Origin of the sequence: Desulfocurvibacter africanus subsp. africanus DSM 2603 (genome assembly GCF_000422545.1) — a bacterium.
Taxonomy (GTDB): domain Bacteria; phylum Desulfobacterota; class Desulfovibrionia; order Desulfovibrionales; family Desulfovibrionaceae; genus Desulfocurvibacter; species Desulfocurvibacter africanus.
Map to the genome: position 1 here is coordinate 148,789 of NZ_AULZ01000011.1, position 22,733 is coordinate 171,521.

Genomic DNA, 22,733 nt, shown 5'->3' on the forward strand with positions numbered 1-22,733 from the left:
CTTCAGCCGTTGACGATCATGCCGCCGTTCACATGCAGCACCTGGCCTGTGACATACGAGGAATCCCGGCTGGCAAGGTAAACATAGGTCGGGGCGACTTCCTCGGGCTGGCCGGCCCTACTCATGGGAGTGCTCTGGCCGTGCTTGGCCGTGTGCTCCGGGCTGAAGCTGCTCGGGATAAGCGGTGTCCAGATAGGTCCTGGCGCCACGGCGTTCACGCGAATGCCCTTTTCAGCCAGATTGAGGGCAAGGGAGCGTGTGAAGCCGACGATTGCGCTTTTGGTGGAGGCGTAGTCGATGAGGATGGGATGGCCACGGTAGGCCGTGATGGAGGTCGTGTTGATGATCGACGCGCCTTCCTTGAGGTAAGGCAGAGCCGCCTTGGTAAGATAGAAATAGGCGAAGATGTTCACCCGGAAGGTTTTCTCCAACTGATCGGCGCTGATGTCCTCCAGCTTTTCCTGCGGATACTGCACGCCGGCATGATTGACGAGCACGTCCAGCCGGCCGAAAGTCTGCAGCGTCTTGTCCACGATCTGTTTGCAAAATGGTTCGCCGCTGACATCGCCGGCGATGAGCATGCATTTGCGGCCTGTTTTCTCCACAAGCTGCTTGGTCTCCCTGGCGTCCTCGTGCTCGTCCAGATAGGCGATGCACACGTCCGCGCCTTCCTTGGCAAAATGGATGGCCGTGGCGCGACCGATGCCGCTGTCGCCGCCGGTGATGATGGCCACCTTGCCTTCAAGCTTGCCCGCGGCCTTATAGCCTTCGCCCACGGTTTTGGGCTTTGGCTCCATTTCCTGCCGGGTTCCAGGCTGTTTCTCCTGTTTCTGGGGCGGAAATTCGCCTTCCTTCTCCTGGCCCATGTCTATCCTCCTGTCAGGCTACGGCCTGGGATGGTGAGGTTTCAAGGACCGCAGCTGCCGGCTGCGGGCTTTGCGTCGTTTGGTAATCGCCGCGCGCGGCCTTGAGCATGCTGCGCTCATGGTTGATCTCGTGCATGGTGCGCACGCCCATGCGCCGGAACAGCGGCACGGGAGGGCACCAGCCCTGCAGGGCGTGCTGCAGGAGAAAACCGGCCACGCCGGCGCTCAGCAGGTAGAATCTCTTGTTTACGAACGCGCCCAGACCCAGGCCTAGCAGGGAAAAGGTCGCCGCATTGGCCTCGATGGTGCGCTCGATGTCCCACTCACGGTCGAGCTCCTGCAGGCGCATGTCGATGGCTTCGGGACCCGCCTTGGAATAGAGTTGGATATTGCACTCGGTCTTGCGCCAGATGCGTTCGTTGACGTTTTCGGCGGTATTCTGCTCGACTCTGCTGGTCGTATCGGGAAGCATGGCTCACCTCCTGGTCGTTTGCTGCGGCTTGCTCCGCAGTGGCCCATCAGCCATGATGCCCGTGCGCATCCTTGCGAGGAATAGGACCAACTCTACTGGCGGCGTAGGTCTTTTTCTAAGCTCGTCGAGCCGAGCGCACTTGGAAGGATGGCCGTGGGTTACGGAGGCTGAACGCGCGTGGCGCTTATGGGAACGCAGGTCGAATTGCTCATCCGTTCAGAATTGCCGTGAGACAAGGCCGTTTGCAGCGAAACGGACGCGCATGATGGACTTTTTTGCCCCTGGTTTTGAGCAAAGGACAAAACCACTTGCCAAACCTTTTCCTTTTGATTAGGTAGTCTCCCTTCGCGGAGAGGTGTCCGAGCGGCCGAAGGAGCACGACTGGAAATCGTGTGTACTGGCAAAACCGGTACCGAGAGTTCAAATCTCTCCCTCTCCGCCATATTTCAAGGGCTTACGGGAAACCGTAGGCCCTTTTAATTTGCGCCATCAACCTCCAGTGTAATTTCGTGTGATCCGTCGCTAAGACCTTGTGATGGGCGTCAGGCCGAAAGACCTTTACGCCAGGAGGATGGAATGTCTCCCGTATTGACCACCCGCCCTGCCACCCGCGACGACGTGCCGCTCATTCTTACCTTCATCAAGGACTTGGCTGAGTACGAGCGGCTATCTCACGAAGTCATGGCTACGGAAAAGGATCTGACCGAGACTCTCTTCGGCCCGCGGCCTGGAGCCGAGGTCCTGTTGGGTTTCACGGCCGACGAGCCGGTTGCCTTTGCCCTGTTTTTCTCCAGCTATTCCACTTTTCTGGCAAAGCCGGGCATCTACCTGGAGGATCTTTTCGTGCGACCTGCCTGGCGCGGCAAGGGCTTCGGCAAGGCCATGCTGTCGGTCGTGGCGAAAGTAGCGGTAGAGCGCGGCTGCGGACGTCTGGAGTGGTCCTGTCTGGATTGGAATGAGCCGTCTATCGGCTTCTACAAATCTCTGGGCGCTCAAGTCATGGATGAATGGACTGTATACAGACTGACAGGCAAGACTTTGATGGGTTTCGCGGGCGCGGACTGATCCGACTCTCTTTCTGGGCGACCCTCGGCGGCAATGCGGACTCGTCGCGAAAAGGACTTTCCAGGCTGGCTATTATCCGCGGGAGATGCTGGCCGCCTGTATGAGGGCTTGGTAGACCTCCTCGGGCGTGATCGAGGCCAGGCATTCACGGCCGCGTGCGCAGCCGCTGCCGCCGTGCAGTGAACAGGGACTGCACGGCAGGGCGCGTTCAAGGACCACGTCATGCTCGCCCGGGAACGGTCCATACCGCATGAGACAAGCACGGCGCGACAGCGGCGGGCCGCATGCGAATTGCCACTCGCCCGGCAGTGCGGGGGGATTCGAAAGCAAGACCCGGAGTGCCTTCTATTACGGCAATGGTTACCTTGCAGCCACAGGACTTGAAATCTGTGGCAGTGAAAGGAGTGAAACCATGTCCACAATGACCGAACTGCTCGCCGAGGCGACCACAAAGGACCCCCGCTGGGCCGCCGTGGTTGCTCGCGACCCGAAAGCAGATGGTGCATTCTTCTACGCGGTCAGGACGACCGGCGTATATTGTCGCCCGTCCTGCGCGGCGCGCGCGGCTCGGCCTGAGCATACTGTGTTCTTTACGACGGCGGCGGAGGCCGAACGGGCGGGCTTTCGCCCCTGCCTGCGCTGCAGGCCGGATCAGCCGCCGCTGAAAGTGCAGCACGCCGCTCTCGTGGCTGAACTATGTCGATTGATCGAACGCTCGGAGCGGATGCTGAGCCTTGCCGAGCTGGCGAGCCATGCGAGGATGAGCACCTACCATCTGCATCGCATCTTCAAGTCTGTCACGGGTGTGACTCCCAGGGCGTATGCGGCGGCGCACCGTGCCGAAAACGTCAGGACGGGACTGCGCCGGAACGCCAGTGTGACAGAAGCCATATACGGCGCGGGCTATCTCTCCAGCGGACGCTTCTACGAGGCTGCGGACCAAGTGTTGGGCATGACGCCCACCGCCTACCGTTCCGGCGGAGCGCACACTCAGATACGCTTCGCGATCGGCGAGTGCTCGCTCGGATCCATCCTGGTCGCCGCGAGCGAACGAGGCGTGTGCGCCATACTCATGGACGACGATCCCGACAAGCTGGTGCGCGACCTGCAAGACAGATTCCCCCGCGCCGAGTTGATCGGGGGCGATGCCGAATTCGAGCAGCTTATCTCCACGGTAGTGGGATTCGTGGACGCGCCAGGACAGGGACTCGACCTACCGCTCGACGTGCGTGGCACGGCCTTCCAGCAGCGGGTCTGGCAGGCGTTGCGCGAGATTCCCGCTGGCGAGACGAGAAGCTACTCCGCTATTGCAACCCGCATCGGCGCTCCGAAAGCGGCAAGGGCCGTGGCGCAGGCATGCGCGGCCAACCCCCTGGCGGTGGCTATCCCCTGCCATCGAGTCGTCCGCACCGACGGCAGCTTGTCTGGATATCGCTGGGGCATTGACCGCAAGGCTGAACTGCTTCGTAAGGAACGCAAGGCATGACCACCCCTGCCCTACTCCAAAACACCATGCTGTCCTGCGTGGTGGAGTTGCCCCACGATTTCAGGGCGGACGACGTCCTCGCTTTCCATGGCCGCGACTCTGCGCAGATTGCCGAGTACACCGATGCACAAACGTTTATGAAGGGTCTGATGTGGAGTGGGCTTGCCGCCTGCCTCACGATCAGGTTCCACTCCCGGCACGCCGATGTCGAACTGAAAATCGACAAGTCGCCAATCGACAGCGCGCCCCTGGACGGAATGGGGCCTGAAGCTTCGTCTGATGCCACCGAAAAGGCGAAGCTTCGACGCATGGCGGTGCGAATGCTGGGACTGACGCAGCAGATCGACGACTTCGAGCGCACGTATCGGGCGCATCCGCAGCTGGGACCGCTTATCGCTGGGCATCCTGGGCTGCGAGTGCCGCTTACCGCCACCCCATTCGAAGCTCTGGCCTGGGCCATTACCGGACAACAAATCAGCCTGGGCGTGGCCATATCCCTGCGTCGCAGGATGATCCTTGCCGCAGGTGTGCGGCATTCGAGCGGCCTCGCCTGCCATCCGGATGCCCAACGTCTTTCGCGCCTAACCGAAGCGGATTTGCGGCAGGCCGGGTTTTCACAGGCAAAGGCGCAGACGCTGATGATCCTTTGCCACTTGATTAGTGAGCACCGCTTGCCTTTGGACGCGTGGGTGGATGCACTGCCCGTCGATACTATCCGCGAACAGCTTCTGGCCATACGCGGGATTGGGCCGTGGACCGTGGAATACACCCTGCTGCGCGGCTTTGGCTGGCTGGATGGGTCATTGCATGGAGATGCCGCTGTCCGCCGCAGCCTGCAAGCGCTGCTCGGCTGCACGGAAAAACTCACCAGCGAGCAAACAAGGCAATGGCTTGCTCCCTTTTCGCCGTGGCGCGCGCTGGTTGCCGCGCACCTCTGGGCCGCCCTCAATATAAAGGGGGCTTAGTGGAGTCGCGAGAAACCAGGGCAAATGTAAAATGCCATAACCATGGAAGCGGATCATGGCGAAAGCATGCCCCTTGTCCCCAAAGGGCTTGCAGCAGAAATTGACCCATCCACCTCCCAATGCTATATTTTATAAATCATCTGACAGCCATTAGTTCGAATCCATAAAGGCTTTCTATCGCCAAGCAGTAGCCATCCAACTGTTCATACATCTTCCAGGAGGATAATATGAGGCTTCTCCCATTACTCTTTTTTCTTATTGTATCAACTTATGGATGCGCAGCTACATATACCCCTTCCAAACTAGAACCCAAGCAACACCAACTAAGTGTGGCTGCATCAAAGCAAGAGATTCTCTCTTCAGTTAAGACGATATTAGTTCTTGAGGGTTACCAATTATCTTCTTCCGACAATGAGGTTGGAATCCTGACTACTTCTCCCCGAATGATTCCGCTTAGCTATAATGATTGTGACTGTGGTGAAACCATGGGAATTCCTTATATAAAGGATAACCGTACGCATACGTTTGTCACCGTAGGAGTTGTTGCTGCTGACAATTTGATTACTCTAAAAACAGACATCAAAGGCGAGTACTTAAAAAATGATCCGGTATATGGCATGGAGATGAAATGCGTCTCTCTCGGAACGCTTGAGAACGAATTACTTAAGAAAATTGGTGCTTCGCTTCCTGCTTCCAAGTAGTTCCTTCCAAAAAACGAAGCCAGGCCAACACCGTTGGCCTGGCACTGACGTCCTCACCGCCATTTCAACAAAAGCTTACGCTTCTGATTCCCTTCCGCCGAGCTTCCTCGACAACTGTTGGAACCATTTTGGGGATCATGGGCACCGCAATACCTCGTGCGGCCTAGATGCCATTCCCCTGGGCTTGATTGGTCCAAAAACAGGCAAGTCTCCCATTGCTCCTATGGCCGATCTGAAGCAGCCCGATTGTGCCTCAGGGTCAAGGCGGCTATAGTGCCTATCGCCGTTGCGAAAACAGCTTCTTCATTACTACCTACAGGTAAGCCATGCTCAATAAATCCCTGGCCATCAGGCTGTTCGACGCTTTTTCCATCCAGCGCTGGAATGAAAAGATCCGGCCTGTTGAACTGGTGGAAATGGACAAGACCGCGCACAAGATGATCATTGCCTGGTGTCTGGGGCGCTGCGAAGAAGATGCCGGTCGGGCGGTGAACTGGGAGCGGCTGATAAACGGCGGAATTTTCGAACTCATGCGCCGCATCGTCATTTCCGACATCAAGTCGCCGATCTACAACCGTATTCGCGAGGAACACCCGGATGTCTTCCGCGAATTGAACGAATGGGTTTATAGACAAATGGAAGCTCATCTGGATGATCAAGTCATCCGTGAGGAGTTCCGATCCTATCTTATGGATGATGCTTATCTCGATAAGCATACCCGGCTGGTGCTCGACGCGGCGCATCTATACGCCACGTTCTGGGAGTTCCGCATAATTCGCCATACCAACCCTCGCGGATACCAGATCGAGGAAATCCACACCTCGCTCATGAACCGCATGGAGCCTTTCCTGGATCTCGTGGGCATGCGCAGGCTGGTAACCAACCATCCCCTGGCCAGTTTCATCGATCTCTGCGGGCAACTCCGCTTCCAGATCCGCTGGGGGCAAACTCCGCGAATTCCGCGCACTTCCGTGCTTGGGCACATGATGCTCGTGGCCTGCCTCTCCTGGTTCTTTTCCCGTGAGGTCGGTGCATGCGCGCGGCGCAGCTACAACAACTTCTTTGGCGGGCTGTTGCACGATCTGCCCGAGGCGGTCACGCGCGACATCATCTCGCCGGTGAAAAGCTCCGTGGAAAGGTTACCCGACGTCATCGCAAACATCGAAAAGCAACTGGCTGAAAGGGAAATCTTCGGGCTTCTTCCCCAGACCTGGAAGCCGGAGTTGGCCTACCTCATCCAGGACGAGTTCGACAGCAAGATACGCCAATCCCAAGACGAAGGACGCAAACCGCTCAAGGTCAGCAGCGCCGACATCGGCAGCTCTTTCAACGCCGACGGGTTCGACCCTTATGACGGCGAACTGGTGCGCGTGGCCGACCACCTCTCGGCCTTCCTGGAAGCCTACATGTCCGCCCAGTACGGCATCCGTTCCGAATCCATCGACAAGGGTCTGCGCATAGGCGAAAAGTATGCCGGCCAGGTCATCGCGGGTATTGATGTAGGCAGGATCTACGCAGCGTTCTGATACTGCCCAAACCGACTAGGAATTCCATGATATCGTCCTTCAAACGAGTCGCCATCGTCCACTATTGGCTCGTGGGCATGCGCGGAGGGGAAAAGGTCCTCGAGGCCCTATGCAATTTGTTTCCCCAGGCTGACATCTACACGCATGTCTATGATCCGGAAGAGGTCTCGGACACCATCCGGCGCCACAAAGTCCACACGACGTTCATTCAGCGGCTGCCTCGTGCGCGGCGCCTTTACAAGCATTACCTGCCGCTCATGCCACTGGCCCTGGAGCAACTCGACCTGCGCGAATACGATCTGGTCATTAGCAGCGAGTCTGGTCCCGCCAAGGGCGTTTTGACCGGTCCGGATACGCTGCACCTCTGCTATTGCCACACTCCCATGCGCTATTTGTGGGACATGTACCACGAGTACCGGCGCTCCGCCGGTTGGCTGACCGCCGCGCTCATGGTTCCCCTGACTCACTATCTGCGCCTGTGGGATTTTGCCTCGGCCGCACGAGTGGACGGTTTCGCGGCCAATTCCGAGCACGTTGCCCGCAGGGTGCGCAAGCATTACAGGCGCGAATGCACGGTGCTGCATCCACCCGTGGATCTTTCCGCCTGCTCTGCGAGCAGAAGGCGTGAGGATTACTATCTTTTCGTGGGCCAACTCGTGGACTACAAGCGGGCTGATCTGGCCGTGGAAGCCTGCACCAGGCTCGGCAGACGCTTGGTGATCATCGGGGACGGAGAATGCCGCAAGCAACTCCAGAAAAGGGCCGGCAAGGATATCGTGTTCCTGGGTCGGCAACCCGACGCGGTTCTCCGGGAGCACTATGCGCGCTGCCGGGCGCTGCTCTTCCCCGGCGAAGAGGACTTCGGCATTGTCCCTGTGGAAGCTATGGCCAGCGGCGCACCTGTCCTGGCTTACGCTCGCGGCGGAGCTTTGGAAACGGTGCTGGACGGCGTTAGCGGCCTCTTCTTTTCGAATCAGGATGCCGAGAGCCTTGCCACGTGCATGCGCACTTTCGAGCAGCAGGAATCGCGCTTTGATCCGCGCATCATTGCCGAGCACGCGCACAGGTTTTCCTCGCAACATTTCAGTACAGGCTTCCAGGCCTTCCTGGCCCGGCAGGCACAGGAAAGCTGAGGACCATGCTGCCCGGTGGGTAGAGAGCAAGTCGGCGACTCAATTCATATGGCTGAAACCTAATGACTTTTTCGACCATTATGCTGCGCTTGCGCTACCTCGCAGGTGTACCCTCGCGAGTGCAGTTGAAGAGCTTCCCTTTTACTGGTATGTTGACGAGATACGGAGGGATGGCCGAGTGGTTTAAGGCGGCGGTCTTGAAAACCGCTGACGGGGTAACCCGTCCGGGGGTTCAAATCCCTCTCCCTCCGCCAAATCAGAATCCAGCCTTATCCAGCCAAGTCTAAAAATTCAAACAAACCAAGGGGCAGCAGGCTAGAAATAGTCCTGCTTTGTCCTGTTATGTCTTTTGGCATCCGGGGGTAGGTGGGGGTTAGTATGGGGTAAGCAAGCTTCAAAAGGAATCCAGTTACCCCACACATTGGAACCACTGCTATGCCACTAGAGCGTGTTATGAACCATCACGTAAGTGACTGAAGTCCTGCAAGAAACCTTTACAGCTCGCAAGTTCGCTTCTGGTATGATTCCAGCCGCTTGAAAGACCGTTCATGACAGCCTCTGGGATCCTTTAATCAATTTGACTTGATCCATATCCAACAAAATAGCTTGATTAAATCCTTACTTGCCTGTTTGAACTCTTATAATCGTTTCAATTGAGTTTTGATCAATCATCCTGGCAAGGATGGTCATCATGGTTTCGCCATCGCACATATCAGTTACCAGCCTGTGATCTCGCCTGCCTGCCCTCCTGCGGTCTCTCGTGTAGCCCGATTAACTTCATGATCTCGTCCACCGCCAGAATGCTGCTGGCCACGAGAATCGCCAGTCCCCAATCCATGGGCGACAGCTGCACGGTGCCAAAGACCTGGCGTAGGGGCTCCAGGTAGACCGTGGCAAGCTGAAGCATGATGGCCACGGCCAGGCCGAGCACGAGCCAGCGATTGCCCAGGGGGTTCAGGGAAAAGATGGAGCGGTAGTGCGAGCGGGCGTTCAGGGCCTGGAACCATTGGAAGGCGGCCAGAGTCGTGAAGGCCATGGTCCGGGCGTAGTTCTCGCCCTGCGGCAGTTGGTGGACGAAAAGCCCCAGAGTGCCAGCGGCCATGATCGGGGCCAGCAAGGCAATCCTGCGCACCGTGGCCTTGTTCAGGATGCCTTCTTCGGGCGAGCGCGGGGGCCGATCCAATAGGTCGCCGTGGCGTGGCTCCACGCCAAGTGGGACGGTGCTCACGCCGTCGGTCAGCAGGTTGATCCACAGGATCATGACGGCCGTGACCGGCAGCGGCAGCCTCAGGGCCAAGGCGGCAATGAGCGTGATGATCTCGCCCAGGTTGGTGGTCAGCAGAAAGAAGACCACTCGCCGCAGATTGCCGAAGATGCTTCGGCCCTCTTCCACGGCCACGACGATGGTCGCGAAGTTGTCATCGGTTAGGACCATGTCCGAGGCCTCGCGCGCGACCTCGGTGCCTGCCTGGCCCATGGCCACGCCGATGCTCGCGCCCTTGAGTGCCGGGGCGTCGTTTACACCGTCTCCGGTCATGGCCACAATCTCGCCCTGGCTCAGATAGGCGCGCAGGATGCGCACCTTGTGCTCCGGGGAGACCCTGGCGAAGACCGAGGCTCCCTTGGCCCTGCGCCCGAGGTCCTCGTCGCTCATGAAGTCGATGTCCTTGCCGGTCAGAACTTCGTCGCCCTCCTCGGCGATGCCGACCTTACGCGCGATGGCCCTGGCCGTCGCCGCGTGATCGCCGGTGATCATGACCACCTTCATGCCAGCCCGTCGTGCGTCGGCGATGGCCTGGACCGCCTCGGGCCTGGCCGGGTCCACCAGACCCCACATGCCGGCCAGGATCAGCCCGTCCTCGACGTTCTCGGGGCGGATGTCGCCCCCGCCCTGTTTGTGCTCGCGAAAGGCACCTGCCACTACACGCAGCCCCTGGCCGGCCAGTTCGTCGTAAATCCCCTGGATCTCGCGCCTGCGCTCATCGCCAAGCTCGACTGACTCTCCGTCTTCGAGCACGCGCGAGCAGAACTCGAGGATGCGCTCCGGCGCGCCTTTGACCAGGATGAGATCCCGGCCCTCGTCTGGAAAGCGGTGTAGTGAGGCCATGTACTTGCGCTCGCTTGAGAACGGAATCTCGGACTCGGCCGGGTGTTTCTTCCTGGCCTCCTCATAGTCCAGGCCGTGCTTGATGCCGGCCACGAGGACCGCGCCTTCGGTCGGCGAGCCGTCAACCTTCCAACCGCCGTCCGCCTCCGCGATCTCGGCGTGGTTATCCAGGACGCCGATGCGCATGAGCATGTCCAGGGCCTTGTCCCGCTCGCCGAAATTCCCGGAGCCGTCCGAACCACCCTGGCCGCCCGAATCGCCAGACTCTGGACGTATCTCGCCATCAGGCGAGAAACCCTGTCCGGTGACCTCGTAGAAGCGCCCCCCCGCCCACAAGCGCACGGCGGTCATCTGATTCTTGGTGATGGTGCCGGTCTTGTCCGAGCAGATGACCGTGGTCGAGCCCAGGGTCTCCACAGCAGGCAGCTGGCGGATCACGGCATTGCGATCGGCCATCCTGCGCACGCCCAGGGCCAGGGTCACGCTGATAACCACCGGCAACCCCTCGGGAATGGCCGACACGGCCACGGCCACGGAGTAGAGGAGCATCTCCCGCCACTCGTAGCCCGTGAAGTAACCCAGGGCGAAAACGCCACCGGCCAAGCCTACGGCGGCTACGCCGATGGCGATGGAAAGCCGGCGCAGCCGACGCTGGAGCGGAGTCTCGCCGCGCTCGGCCTGGCGGACCTCCCCTGCGATATTGCCCATCTCGGTGTCCATGCCCGTGGCCACGACCACGGCGCGACCTCGCCCGCCGGTGACATGGGTGGACATGAACAGCATGTTGCCGCGCTCCGAGACCGGAGCGTCAGCCTCGACCCGGTCGGGCTTCTTGTCCACAGGCTCGGACTCGCCGGTCAGGGCCGACTCGTCCACCTTGAGTTCCGAGGCCTCGATGAGCCGTGCGTCGGCGGCAACGCTGTCGCCCGATTCCACAAGCAGGATGTCGCCGGGCACGATGTCCCTGGACTCGACCTCTTTGCCCTTGCCGCCGCGCCTTACCTTGGCGCGCGGGGCGGACATCTTCTTGAGGGCTTCCAGGGCGCGCTCGGCCCGGTACTCCTGGACTACGCCGAGGATGGTGTTGAGCAGCACGACCACGGCGATGACGATCGTGTCGATGGTCTTGCCCGCAAGCAGAGAGACCGCGGCCGCGGCAGCCAGCAGGTAGATGAGCGGGCTCTTGAGTTGCTTGAGCACGACCCCGAGCAGGCTCTTGCCCTCGGTCCCTTCCAGGGCATTGGGTCCGTGCTCGTCAAGCCGCTTCTCGGCTTCGTCAGGGGAAAGCCCGTCTCGATCCGTCTCAAGCCGCTCAAGTACCTTGTCTAGTTCCTGGGCATGCCACTCGGCCCGTCCGGCATTCCTGTCCGTATTAGCCATTCGCGCCGCTCCTTGGCTAGGTTGACCATCAGCTTCAGGTAATTCTTGCTGGTCATGAGCATAGCCCACCATCACCTCGGGAACCAACGCAGCGGCCGAGCCCCTCATGCGCTGGCCGCCGCGAAAAGGGGAGGCCCAGCAAAGAGACCTCCCCGGCGCATGACCGGCCTAGGCCGGCACCTGATCCTTCTCCTCCCTGTCCCAATGGCGATGCTGGGCGATGGCCTCTTCGAAGGCCTTGAGGAAAGCGTCCATGTCCACCGGGCCGCAGGCGCTGACCACGCCCTTGTCCGCGGCGATCTGCCCGCACTTGCCCAGCTCGGCGAAGGTGATCCCCTTGATATCGGAGGCCTGGAGCAGCTCGATGCCTTCGGTCAAGGCCGCGATGGGCTTGCAGTGTTTGAAGGCCTCGTTGATGAAGTGGATGGCTTCGCCATGCCCCTTCATGGCCTCCACGCTGTCCTTGCCGCCGGGAACGTAGAGCGCGTCGAAGAGCACCGAGGCCGTGGACACGTAGTGCTTGTCCACCTCAACCTCCTGGCCGTCCAGGCTCTTCAGCTTGCCAAGGAACATGGACACGACCTTGACGTGCACCCCGGCCTTTTTGAGGCCGTCCTTGACCAGGGACAGCTCGTCGTGGTTGTAGCCTTCAGCTATCAGGATGGCCACGCGCCGGCTTTGGGCCGTTTTGACCGTGCCGGCCATGCTCACGGCCGGCGAGGATCTGGTCAGCTTAGCTCCATTGGACCCGGACGGGGGCTGCACGCCGATGCCCATGGCCACCTGCCTGGCCAGGTCGTCGTCGACCTGGCTGAATAGCCCGACCATGCGCTCGCGCACGGCCATGGTCTCGACCTTGCCCAGCTCGAAGTGGGCCGCGTTCACCAGGTGCTTCTTCTCGGGCATGGACAGGCTGTTCCAGAACAGCTTGGCCTGACTGAAGTAGTCCCGGAAGCTCTCGCTACGGTTGCGGATCTTCCTGCCCTCGACCTTTTCCGTGTAGTGCACGTAGCCGCCCTCCTCGGCTGGGGCCGGCTTGGGGTGGCCGCCGCCCAGCGAGTTGGGGAAGTAGTTGACGCGGCCCATGTTGATGGCCTGCCGGTGGTAGGCCCTGCGTTGGTTGTTGCGCACCGGGGCCAGCGGACGGTTGATGGGTATCTCGTGGAAGTTCGGGCCGCCCAGGCGGATAAGCTGCGTGTCGTGGTAGGAGAAGAGCCGGCCCTGCAGGAGCGGATCGTTTGTCACGTCGATACCGCGCACGAGGTTGCCGGGGTGGAAGGCCACCTGCTCGGTCTCGGCGAAGAAGTTGTCCGGGTTGCGGTTCAGGATCATCTTGCCGATGATCTTCACCGGCACGTCCTCCTCGGGCCAGATCTTGGTCGGGTCGAGCACGTCGAAATCGAACTTGAACTCGTCGTTCTCGTCGATCATCTGCACCCCGAACTCGTACTCGGGGTAGTCGCCCATCTCGATGGACTCCCACAGGTCGCGGCGCAGGAAATCCGGGTCCTTGCCGGCGATCTTCTGGGCCTCGTCCCAGACCAGCGAGTGCATGCCGTACTTGGGCTTCCAGTGGAACTTGACGAAGCGGGCCTTGCCCTGCGCATTGACGAAGCGGAAGGTGTTGACCCCGAAGCCTTCCATCATGCGGTAGCTCCTGTGGATGCCCCGGTCGGACAAAAGCCACATGATCATGTGCGTGGACTCGGGCATGAGCGAGATGAAGTCCCAAAAGTTGTCGTGGGCCGCCGAGGCCTGCGGCATGTGGTTGTGCGGCTCGGGCTGGATGGAGTGCACGAGGTCCGGGAACTTGATGGCGTCGTGGATGAAGAAGATCGGGATGTCGTTGCCCACAAGGTCGTAGTTGCCCTCGTCGGTGTAGAACTTGGTGGCGAAGCCGCGCACGTCGCGCACCGTGTCGGCCGAGCCCTTGTTGCCCACGACCTGCGAGAAGCGCACGAAGACCGGCGTCTTCTTGCCCGCCTCGGACAGGAAGCCGGCCATGGTGTACTCGCCCATGGGCTCGTAGCACTCGAAGAAGCCGTGGGCGGCCGAGCCGCGCGCGTGTACGACCCGCTCCGGGATGGGCTCGTGGTCGAAGTGGGTCAGCTTCTCGCGGAAATGAAAGTCCTCCATGAGCGTCGGACCGCGCTCCCCGACTTTCAGGGAGTCGTCGGTGTGGCTCAGCCGCACGCCCTGGTTGGTGGTCAGGTACTGGCCCGAGGAATCCTCCCTATGCTGCTCAAGGTCCTTGTCCTTGCTGCGCTCATCCAGAATGACCTTTTCCTTGCGCTGCTCGCTCATGCTGCCTCCTTGCTTATATCGTCGCGCAGGTTATGCCGGGAGCCTCCAATTGCTTGGCGAATGCGCTCCCCTGCTGAAATTTCCTGACAACCCTGGAAAGGGCCGGGAGCATCCCATGATAAGCAAGCTGCAAAAGCGCAGACAAGGATTATCGGTCTCATTGCTACCGACTTGTTCGAGGCTGAGCGGCAGATCTGCTCCTGCAAGCGCAGCCGCAAGCAATACTCCAGGTGTAATGGTATATCCCCCTTCACCAAAGAAGCAGCGAAGCTAAAGGCGGAATTGGCTTCAATACAGCCTGCGGAATGGGTATAATGAGTGGCTCCCCCTGGGAGCAGCCGGCAAGACATTCTCCAGAGGTAAGCGCGCGGGGGAACTGATGGCAGGAGCGTCAGAGAGCTGTTCCGAGTGGAGAGGGCAATCGCCGGCCCGGAGATCGCCTCTGGTTGGTCCAAACAATACAGGGAGAGCCATGCGCAGCCGGACAATCCACCTTATCAATCCGCGGACGAACTCGCTGACCACGCGACCCATGTATTTAACCGAGCCCTCTACTCGCCGCTGGCCGGGCTCCTGGCCGTGGCAGCGCTCATCCCGCGCGAGCGCTACGAGGTTGTCCTCACGGACGAGAACATCGAAGGTATCGATTTCGACATGAAGGTGGACCTCGTGGGCATTTCGGCCATGACCGCCTACGCCTTGCGCGGCTACGAGATCGCCGACGAATTCCGCCGACGCGGCGTGCCCGTGGTCATGGGCGGCGTACACCCGAGCCTCATGGCCAGGAAGGCCCTGGAGCACGCCGACGCGGTGGTCATGGGTGAGGCCGAACTGGTCATGGACAGGCTGCTCGACGACCTGGATGCCGGAAGCATGCGCGGCATCTACAAGGCGGACAGGCTCTGCACCATGGGCGACATGCCCATGCTCCGCTACGACTTGGTGAAGTCGAACCGCTACGTGAACCACGCCTTCATCCAGACCGCGCGCGGCTGCAAGCAGGGCTGCACCTTCTGCGCGGAATCGCTCATGAACGGCCAGCGAGTCCGCCCTCGGCCCATCGATGACGTCCTGCGCGAAATCGATGCCTGCGGCCAGCGCCGCATCGCCCTGAACGACGCGGACTTCTTCGGCTCCAGGGAGCATCCCAAGAAGCTCATGAATGCCCTGCGCGGCCGGGGAGTACGTTGGCAGGCCGGGGTTACCAGCAGGCGGGCCGGAGACGACGAGATGCTCGCGCTGGCCGCCGAGAGCGGCTGCTACATGATGAGAATCGGCTTCGAGTCCATATCGCCGCGAACGCTCAAAAGCGTGAACAAGGGCATCAACCAGCCGGAAAGTTACGCCCGGCTCGTGGAGAAGATTCATTCCCACGGCATCATGGTCTTCGGCCTGTCCATGTTCGGCTTCGACACCGATGACGAGAGCGTCTTCGAGGCCACGGTGCGCTTCAACATCGAAGCAGACTTCGACATGTGCGCATTCTCGGTGCTCACACCCTATCCGGGCACGCTGCCATGGTATGAACTAAAGCGGACCGGGCGCATCGTCTCGTACGACTGGAGCAAGTACGACCAGGCCCATGTCGTCTACAAGCCCGCGGGCATGATGGCCGAAACGCTGCGCGACGAACACAGGTCGTCCTTCAGACGGTTCTACTCATGGCCAAGCCTTGCGAGCCGCTTTCCGCTGCGGGACGGCCGCAGCCGTTCGCAGTGGGCCATCTACAACATGTTCATGAAGAAGGCCTCATCCAATGACCGCAAGAGGCATGTGGCCGTGCCCACCACCCCGACCCAGCACGCGCCCATGCCCCCGCTCATGCCGCTCAGGCGCGAATGGCGCGAGGCAATCCTGGACGAGGCCAGTGACGAGGCGAACTAACCAGTGATCTTCCTCGGATTCCTGGCTGGTCCGCGGTCTTCCTGCCGCTGAAGTGGAAAGGCAAGGCCTCGCGGAAGCCTATTGCCATCCCAAATATAGCCGCACAGGGTTCTCATGAGCCCGCCGATGGCCTATCCTCGCCGGATGTCCCTCCGCGAACGCGGAAAAAACAAGGCGAGGAGGCAAGCCATGCCCCAGGAATGGACCAACTGGTCGGGGAGCCTCAGGTTCACACCGGGCAGCGTGGAGACCCCGGCCAATGAGGAAGAGCTGCGCGAGATCGTGCTTCGGGCGGCCGACCAGGGCCGCACGGTGCGCGTGGCCGGCGCGGGCCATTCCTCCACCCCGCTCGTGGAGACGGAACACGCGCTCGTGTCCATGGAGCGCTTCAAGGGCTTGGCCTCCCACGATCCGGAACGGAACGAGGCCACGGTCCGCTCGGGCCTGATGCTCAAGGAGGCCGGCGCGATATTTCGTGAGCTGAACCTGTCCATGGCCAACCTAGGCGATGTGGACCTGCAATCCCTGGTGGGGGCTATCGGCACGGGCACGCACGGCACGGGCAAGGACCTGAACATCCTCTCCTCGCACCTCATCGGCGGCCGCATGGTCACGGGCGCGGGCGAGATCGTGCCCTTCGACATCGAGGATGACCCGGAACTGGTCAAGGCGCTGCGCGTGTCCCTGGGCTCGCTGGGCATCTTCACCGAGTTGCGCCTGCGGCTGCTACCGGCCTTCAAGCTGGAGCGCAAGGAGTGGTGCACGCACATCGAGGGCTGCCTGGCCCACCTGGACGAACTCATCGAGGGCAACCGCAACTTCGACTTCTACTGGTACCCACGCAGCGACGAGGCCAAGCTGCGGACCCTCAACCCGCCGAGCGAGGGCATGCGGGACATTCCGTATGCGACCTTGCAGAAGGAGATGCGAGGCTTCAGCCACGAAGTCATTCCCAGGCACCGCGACCTCAAGTTTGACGAGATGGAGTACTTCCTGCCGCGCGAGGCCGCGCCCGAGTGCTTCCTCAAGGTGCGCCGCCGAGTCAGGGAGCGCTGGCGCAAGAAGGTGGCCTGGCGCGTGCTCTACCGAACCGTGGCCGCCGACGACTACTACCTGAGCGCGGCCACGGGCCGCGAGAGCGCGACCATTTCCCTGCACCACAACGCGGGCCTGCCGTTCTGGGACTATTTCAAGGACATCGAGCCCATACTCCTCGACTACGGCGGCCGGCCCCACTGGGCCAAGAAGCACACGCGGCGAGCCGGGGAACTGCGATCCATGTACCCCAGATGGGACGAATTCATGGCCCTGCGCAGGCGCATGGACCCGGACGGCGTGCTCCTCAACCCCTACTTGCGGGAGCTGTTCGGCGAATGAACCTGCGAAAAAACGCACGGGACACGGAGGCCACATGACTCACATCGGCAGAAAGGCCTGGGCCATGACCGGTGGGCGCATCCCTCTGCGCGGCAACGGCCCGGAGCCGGATTACTCCAGCCAGGACCAAATTTGCCTGCTCAACGCCGGTCCCCTCGACGCCAAGGTCGAGATGACCGTCTTCTACGCCGATCGCGACCCCGTGGGGCCGTACAGAATGAGCGTGCCTGCCAGGCGTACGCGGTGCGTGCGGATCAACGACCTCATCGACCCTTTCCCCGTGCCGCTGGACACGGACTACGCCTGCCTGCTCCACTCGGACGAGCCGGTCGTGGTCCAGTTCCTGCGCCGGGATACAAGTCAGGCCGAAAACGCCTGGCTCAACCTGTCGGCCATGCCAGTGGACGGATGAGGTCATGAGCAGGCAGGCAGGAAACAGGGCCGCCCAGGCCAAGGCCAAGGCTGCCGAGTCGGGCGAGAGCATGGCCCCGGCGCGCGCACGGCCCTCTGGTCAGGCCCACGATCCGTCCCCGGGCCAAGCCAGGGAGCAACTGCGACCAGAGGTCGCGCCCGCGCCGCGCGGCAGGGACAGGTGGTCCTGGTACGGGCCGGGGCTCATGTGGATGGTCTCCTCCGTGGGCTCGGGCTCCATCCTGTTCACCCCGCGCGTGGGCTCGCGCTACGGCTTCGCCATGCTCTGGATGGCCGTGCTCGTGGCCTTTCTGACCTGGGTCATGATCCGCGAGATGGGCCGCTACTCCGTGGTCACTGGCCGGACCATCCTCGTCGGCTACGACTCCGTGCCGGGCCCGCGCGGCTGGGCCGTGTGGCTCATCTTCCTGCCTGGCCTGATCAGCGGCGTGGCCGTGGTGGCCGGAATCGCCGGGCTGGCGGGCAGCGCGCTCATGCTGGCCCTGCCGGGCAGCCAGGCCTTCTACGCCGTGGGCATCATCCTCCTCTCGGCGGTCCTGGTGGTCAGCGGCCGCTACAAGAAACTGGAGAAGCTCACCACCATCATGGCCGCGGTGCTCATCCTGTCAGCCTTCGTCACGGCGCTCATGGTCTTTCCGGGCTGGGGAGCGCTGGCCTCGGGCATGGTTCCCACGCTCCCGGCCGATTTCGACGCATTCTTCGTCCTGCCCTGGGTGGGCTTTCTCCTGGCCGGGGCTGCGGGCGTCATGTGGTTCTCCTACTGGGTGGCCGCGCGCGGGTACGGCGGTGAACTGCTCGACCCGGGCGAGGCGAAGCGTGGGCGGCGGCCAGGGGCCGAGGAGCGCGGCTGGCTTCGCTCCTGGCTCGTGACCATGGGCATTACGGCAGCCATCGGCGTGGTCGGGGCTTCGCTGGTCAACGTGTCCTTCCTGACACTGGGCGCGGAGTTGCTTCGGCCGCTTGGCATCATCCCCGAGGGCGTGCGCGTGGCCGAGGACCTGGCCAACCTGCTCACGCAGGTCTGGGGGCCGGCCGGGCTGTGGGTGCTCGTACTCGGCATGTTCGTTGCCTTGTGGGGCTCCATCCTAGCCAACCAGGACGGCTGGAGCCGCATGTACGCGGACGCCACGCTCATGACTCTGCGCCGGGGCAGGCGCGACGAGGATCTGCCCGGCTGGCTGCGTCGCATGACAGCCAGCAGACTGCGCCTGCGCAACGCCTACGTGCTCGTCGTGCTCACAGCCGCGCCCATAGTGGCCTTCTTCTTGGTGCGCGATCCCGTGTCCATTCTGTCCGTGGGCGGCATCGTCTCGGCCGCGCACATGCCCGTGGTCGTGGGCCTGACCCTGTGGCTCAACCAGCGGCGATTGCCCCCCGAGTTCCGGCCGGGGCCAGTCTGGTTCACGGCCACGCTCGGCGTCGTGCTCTTCTACGGCTTCTTCTCGGCCATCTACTTCATCGGTCTACTACGCTGAGCCCAAAGGGAGGTTGACCCATGCGAATCGGCTATCACGCATCCCACGAGCAGTTCCCGCCGAGCCAGCTTCTCAAACTGGCGCGCCAAGCCGAGGAGGCGGGCTTTCAGGCCGTGCTCAGCTCGGACCATTTCCACCCCTGGGGCGAGGCGCAAGGCAACAGCGGGCTGGCCTGGGCCTGGCTCGGAGCGGCGCTGCAGGCCACGAGCCTGCCCATGGGCGTGGTAAACGCGCCCGGCCAGCGCTACCACCCGGCCATCGTGGCCCAGGGCGCGGCGACCCTGGCCGAGATGTTCCCGGAGCGCTTCTGGATCGCCGTGGGCAGCGGACAGCTGCTCAACGAGGGCATCACGGGAGACAAATGGCCGGCCAAGCAGGCGCGCAACGAGCGTCTCCTGGAATCGGTCGAGATCATCCGCACGCTCCTGGCCGGCGAGACCGTCACCCGCCACGGCCATGTCCAGGTCGAGGAGGCCAGGCTCTACAGCCGTCCGGCCAAGCCCCCGGCCATCATCGGCGCGGCCATCACCTCGGAGACCGCCGAGTGGGTCGGCTCCTGGGCCGACGGGCTTATCACCATTTCTCAGCCCGCCGACAAGCTGAAAGAGGTGGTCGAAGCCTTTCGCCGGGGCGGGGGTAATGGCAAGCCCATGCGCCTCAAGGTGCAGCTATCCTATGCCCGCGACGAGAAGGAGGCCTTGGAACAGGGGCTTGCGCAGTGGCGCAACAACATCTTCCCTAGCAAGGTCCTCTCGGACCTGCGCTTGCCTGGTCAATTCGACGCAGTGGGAAGCATGATCTCCGGGGACGACCTGCGCGCGATGGTCCGTGTCTCGGCCGATCTGGATCGGCACGCCGAGTGGATCGCCGAAGACCTGGAGATGGGCTTCGAGGAGGTCTTCCTGCACAACGTGAACCGGGGCCAAGAACAGTTCATCCGCGACTTCGGCAAACGGGTGCTCCCGTCCCTGTCGCGCCTGGCGGCCTGAGGAGGCATATGGCGCACCGCGAACCCTCCCCCGGCTACTCCGGCAGCTACAAGCCCATCTCCGACTACGCGCTCATCGGCAACCTGCGTACGGTCGCGCTCGTGGCCCTCGACGGCTCCATCGACTGGTGCTGTCTGCCGCACCTCGACCGGCCGAGCGTCTTCGCGGCACTGCTCGACTCGCGGCGCGGGGGCCGCTTCCAGGTCGGCCTGCCGGGCGGCGGCCACGGGGAGCAGGCTTACCTTGAAGACACCAATATCCTGCGCACCGAATTTCGCAGCGAGCAGGGCGAACTGGTCGTGACAGACTTCATGCCCCTGGAGGGCGACATCAACGGCTGCGGCGATTCCCGAGCCGAGCCCGAAATACACCGGATACTGGAATGCAGGGGCGGAAGGCTCGAAGCCGAGGTGGAATGGTCCCCGCGCGTCGACTACGCCCGAGCCTCGATGCGCCTGGAACGCCGGGGCGATATGTGGCTCGCCCTGGGCGGCGGCGAGGCCATGACCCTGGCCGGGCTTTCCGGCCTGTCGGACAGGTCGGAGGTGCGCGTGGACGACGACGGCTTCGGCCCTGTGCTGCGGACTCGCATCGCCCTGGAGCCTGGGCAAAGGCTGGCCTTAGTGACGCGCTGGGGCAGTGATGGACGTGGAGCCGACATCAAGGAGAGCTTTGAAGCTCTCGGGCGCACACACGAGGCGTGGCACGCCTGGGCCATTCATGAAGGAGAGGTGGAGAAGCGCGTCTGGGCCGGCGAATGGAAGGGCCTGATCACCCGCTCGGCTCTGGCCTTCAAGCTCCTGACCCACGCCGACACCGGGGCCATCGCCGCAGCGGCCACAACCTCCCTGCCCGAGGTGATCGGCGGGGTGCGCAACTGGGACTACCGCTTCGCCTGGCTGCGCGATGCATCCCTGACCGCCCAGGCGCTCGTGTCCATCGGCCACGATGACGAGGCTGCTGACCTGCTCTTCTGGACCGAGCGTACAGCCGAGATCTGCTGCGAGCAGAAGCTCGACCTGCAGATCATGTACGGCCTACACGGCGAGCACGAGCTGCCTGAGACGACCCTGGATCACCTGGAGGGCTACCGGGGCTCCAGGCCCGTGCGCATCGGCAACGAGGCCGCCGACCAGTTCCAGCTTGAGACCTATGGCGAAGTCCTCAACACCGGGTATGAGATCGTCAGGCGAGGGCTCAAGCTGCCCGAGCGACTCAAGGGCTTCCTCTCCTCGGTGGCGGACCATGTCTGCCGGGTCTGGGAGCGGCCGGACCAGGGCATCTGGGAGATGCGCGGCGGGCCGCGCCCCTTCACCTACTCCAAGGCCATGGCCTGGGTGGCCCTGGACCGGGCAGTGCTCCTGGCAGAGCGCAACGGCTTCCCCGGCGACGTGAACACCTGGCGCGCATCCCGCGAGCGCATCCGCCGGCAGGTGCTCGAACACGGCTTCAACCAGCGCCTTGGGGCATTCACGCAGACCTACGACTCCGACGAGTTGGACGCCGCCAACCTGCGGTTGCCGCTCCTGGAGTTCCTGCCCTTCAACGATCCGCGCGTCACCGGAACCATCAACCGCACCCTGGAGCAGCTGACCGACAACGGCCTCGTATACCGCTACAAGGCCGACGACGGCCTGCCGGGCAAGGAGGGAGCCTTCGGGCTGTGCACTTTCTGGCTCGTGGACTGTCTGTCCATGTCAGGCCGCGTGGACCAGGCCGGCGAACTGTTCGAGAGCATGACCAGACGCGCCAACCACGTAGGACTCTTCCCCGAGCAGTTCGATCCGGCCAGCGGCGAGTTCCTTGGCAACTTCCCACAGGCCTTCACGCACATTGGCCTCATCAACAGCGCGCTCTATCTGGCCATTGCCCAAAGACGCCAAGTACCGGAGCACGCGCCAGTGGGCTCGCCAGCCCACCGGATGGACGTCGGGCGCAAGCGGATACAGGCCGCCAGCGGCCACACCTGAACACGGACGGAGGCGAGCATGCGCATCATCAACACCTCTTTCCAGGCGATCCCGCGCCCCGCTTCGAGCAGATTCAATTCTGAGTAGATTATTTTACCGCATTCCTAAACGGGGCACCCGCTGAAGAAGTGAGCAGTCAAGCCACAGCCCAATAGCAGCTCAGTGGTGAAGTCACCGAAGACAGCATTATGACAGGATGCAACCAATCTAAACATGGGGGTACCTTTGGGGGTACATTCTTTCTAAAAAATTAGATACGGTTAAATTATAAGCTGTTACATGCAACATTCGACGGACTCTCCCTCCGCCACATCAGAATCCAGTCAGATTCAAGCAAGTCCAAAGACCTAATTAAAACAAAAAAAGGCAGGCTCTCGATAGCCCTGCCTTTTTGTTTCATTTATTGACTGGGGGCGTGGGGGACATTGTAGCGCGGCACTTGGTTTTGGCACCTGCGACAGCCGATTTTGACACCCCGCTGAACTCCTTCAATCCTTTGCATAGTTCGTGATGAAGACCTCGCTTGCTGGCTGCGGGAGCGCGAGGAATTAGAGCATTTTGCTTTTGAAAATGCTCTGCAAGCCATGCGTCGGCATGGCTT

Annotated in this window: 17 protein-coding genes and 2 tRNA genes; 14 read left to right on the forward strand and 5 right to left on the reverse strand. The window is 62.0% G+C overall.

Translation table 11 applies throughout. The annotated features are described in order from the left end of the window. Positions 1-2: 2 nt before the first annotated feature. Positions 3-866, reverse strand: coding sequence for an SDR family oxidoreductase (locus H585_RS0108985; RefSeq protein WP_027367583.1), 864 nt, complete (start codon positions 864-866; stop codon positions 3-5). Between the two features lie 13 nt (positions 867-879). Further along, complete coding sequence (locus H585_RS0108990) at positions 880-1,338, reverse strand: hypothetical protein (protein WP_027367584.1); 459 nt, start codon at positions 1,336-1,338, stop codon at positions 880-882. Between the two features lie 349 nt (positions 1,339-1,687). Here H585_RS0108990 and H585_RS0108995 point away from each other — a divergent pair. Then, a tRNA-Ser gene (locus H585_RS0108995) sits at positions 1,688-1,780 on the forward strand. Between the two features lie 134 nt (positions 1,781-1,914). Further along, positions 1,915-2,403: a GNAT family N-acetyltransferase gene (locus H585_RS0109000; protein WP_027367585.1), complete on the forward strand. Its 489-nt coding sequence runs from the start codon at positions 1,915-1,917 to the stop codon at positions 2,401-2,403. 72 nt (positions 2,404-2,475) lie between these two features. On the opposite strand, the gene H585_RS22485 is transcribed toward H585_RS0109000, so the two are convergent. Next, positions 2,476-2,622 (reverse strand): hypothetical protein, encoded by a 147-nt coding sequence (locus H585_RS22485; RefSeq protein WP_244432508.1) that lies wholly within the window; start codon positions 2,620-2,622, stop codon positions 2,476-2,478. A gap of 202 nt (positions 2,623-2,824) precedes the next feature. Here H585_RS22485 and ada point away from each other — a divergent pair, with 202 nt between their 5' ends. From ada to H585_RS0109025, 6 genes are all read left to right on the forward strand, one after another. After that, positions 2,825-3,889, forward strand: coding sequence for a bifunctional DNA-binding transcriptional regulator/O6-methylguanine-DNA methyltransferase Ada (gene ada, locus H585_RS0109005; protein ID WP_244432511.1), 1,065 nt, complete (start codon positions 2,825-2,827; stop codon positions 3,887-3,889). Further along, positions 3,886-4,854 carry a DNA-3-methyladenine glycosylase 2 gene (locus H585_RS0109010; protein ID WP_027367587.1) on the forward strand — a complete coding sequence of 323 codons (969 nt, stop codon included), beginning with the start codon at positions 3,886-3,888 and terminating at the stop codon, positions 4,852-4,854. Before ada ends, H585_RS0109010 begins: the two co-directional genes overlap by 4 nt. A gap of 227 nt (positions 4,855-5,081) precedes the next feature. Next, positions 5,082-5,555, forward strand: a complete 474-nt coding sequence (locus tag H585_RS23040) for a hypothetical protein (protein ID WP_138708173.1) — start codon at positions 5,082-5,084, stop codon at positions 5,553-5,555. Positions 5,556-5,881: 326 nt separating this feature from the next. Further along, on the forward strand, positions 5,882-7,081 hold the full coding sequence (locus H585_RS0109015) for an HD domain-containing protein (protein WP_027367588.1): 1,200 nt from the start codon (positions 5,882-5,884) through the stop codon (positions 7,079-7,081). 26 nt (positions 7,082-7,107) lie between these two features. Next, positions 7,108-8,214 carry a glycosyltransferase gene (locus H585_RS0109020; RefSeq protein ID WP_027367589.1) on the forward strand — a complete coding sequence of 369 codons (1,107 nt, stop codon included), beginning with the start codon at positions 7,108-7,110 and terminating at the stop codon, positions 8,212-8,214. 164 nt (positions 8,215-8,378) lie between these two features. Beyond that, positions 8,379-8,468: transfer RNA gene (locus tag H585_RS0109025), tRNA-Ser, on the forward strand. Between the two features lie 458 nt (positions 8,469-8,926). Here H585_RS0109025 and H585_RS21135 read toward each other — a convergent pair. Both H585_RS21135 and H585_RS0109040 read right to left on the reverse strand, forming a co-directional pair. Beyond that, positions 8,927-11,701 (reverse strand): cation-translocating P-type ATPase, encoded by a 2,775-nt coding sequence (locus H585_RS21135; protein ID WP_051183039.1) that lies wholly within the window; start codon positions 11,699-11,701, stop codon positions 8,927-8,929. A 168-nt stretch (positions 11,702-11,869) separates the two neighbouring features. Further along, complete coding sequence (locus H585_RS0109040; protein WP_027367590.1) at positions 11,870-14,005, reverse strand: catalase; 2,136 nt, start codon at positions 14,003-14,005, stop codon at positions 11,870-11,872. 408 nt (positions 14,006-14,413) lie between these two features. On the opposite strand from H585_RS0109040, the gene H585_RS21140 reads away from it, so the two are divergent. The 6 genes from H585_RS21140 to H585_RS21145 all read left to right on the forward strand — a co-directional run bounded on the left by H585_RS21140 (position 14,414) and on the right by H585_RS21145 (position 22,132). Beyond that, positions 14,414-15,889: a B12-binding domain-containing radical SAM protein gene (locus H585_RS21140; RefSeq protein WP_051183041.1), complete on the forward strand. Its 1,476-nt coding sequence runs from the start codon at positions 14,414-14,416 to the stop codon at positions 15,887-15,889. A gap of 189 nt (positions 15,890-16,078) precedes the next feature. Beyond that, a complete protein-coding gene (locus H585_RS0109050; protein WP_027367591.1) occupies positions 16,079-17,266 on the forward strand; it encodes a D-arabinono-1,4-lactone oxidase in 1,188 nt (395 codons plus the stop codon). Positions 17,267-17,300: 34 nt separating this feature from the next. Continuing rightward, the gene (locus H585_RS0109055) at positions 17,301-17,678 is read left to right on the forward strand and encodes a sensory rhodopsin transducer (RefSeq protein WP_027367592.1); all 378 of its coding nucleotides are present in this window, start codon (positions 17,301-17,303) and stop codon (positions 17,676-17,678) included. A gap of 4 nt (positions 17,679-17,682) precedes the next feature. Further along, entirely contained in the window at positions 17,683-19,173 is a 1,491-nt protein-coding gene (locus tag H585_RS0109060; RefSeq protein WP_211221622.1) for an Nramp family divalent metal transporter, read from the forward strand. A gap of 20 nt (positions 19,174-19,193) precedes the next feature. Then, positions 19,194-20,162 carry a TIGR03885 family FMN-dependent LLM class oxidoreductase gene (locus tag H585_RS0109065; RefSeq protein WP_027367594.1) on the forward strand — a complete coding sequence of 323 codons (969 nt, stop codon included), beginning with the start codon at positions 19,194-19,196 and terminating at the stop codon, positions 20,160-20,162. Positions 20,163-20,170: 8 nt separating this feature from the next. Continuing rightward, positions 20,171-22,132 (forward strand): glycoside hydrolase family 15 protein, encoded by a 1,962-nt coding sequence (locus H585_RS21145; protein ID WP_051183042.1) that lies wholly within the window; start codon positions 20,171-20,173, stop codon positions 22,130-22,132. Positions 22,133-22,733 lie beyond the last annotated feature (601 nt).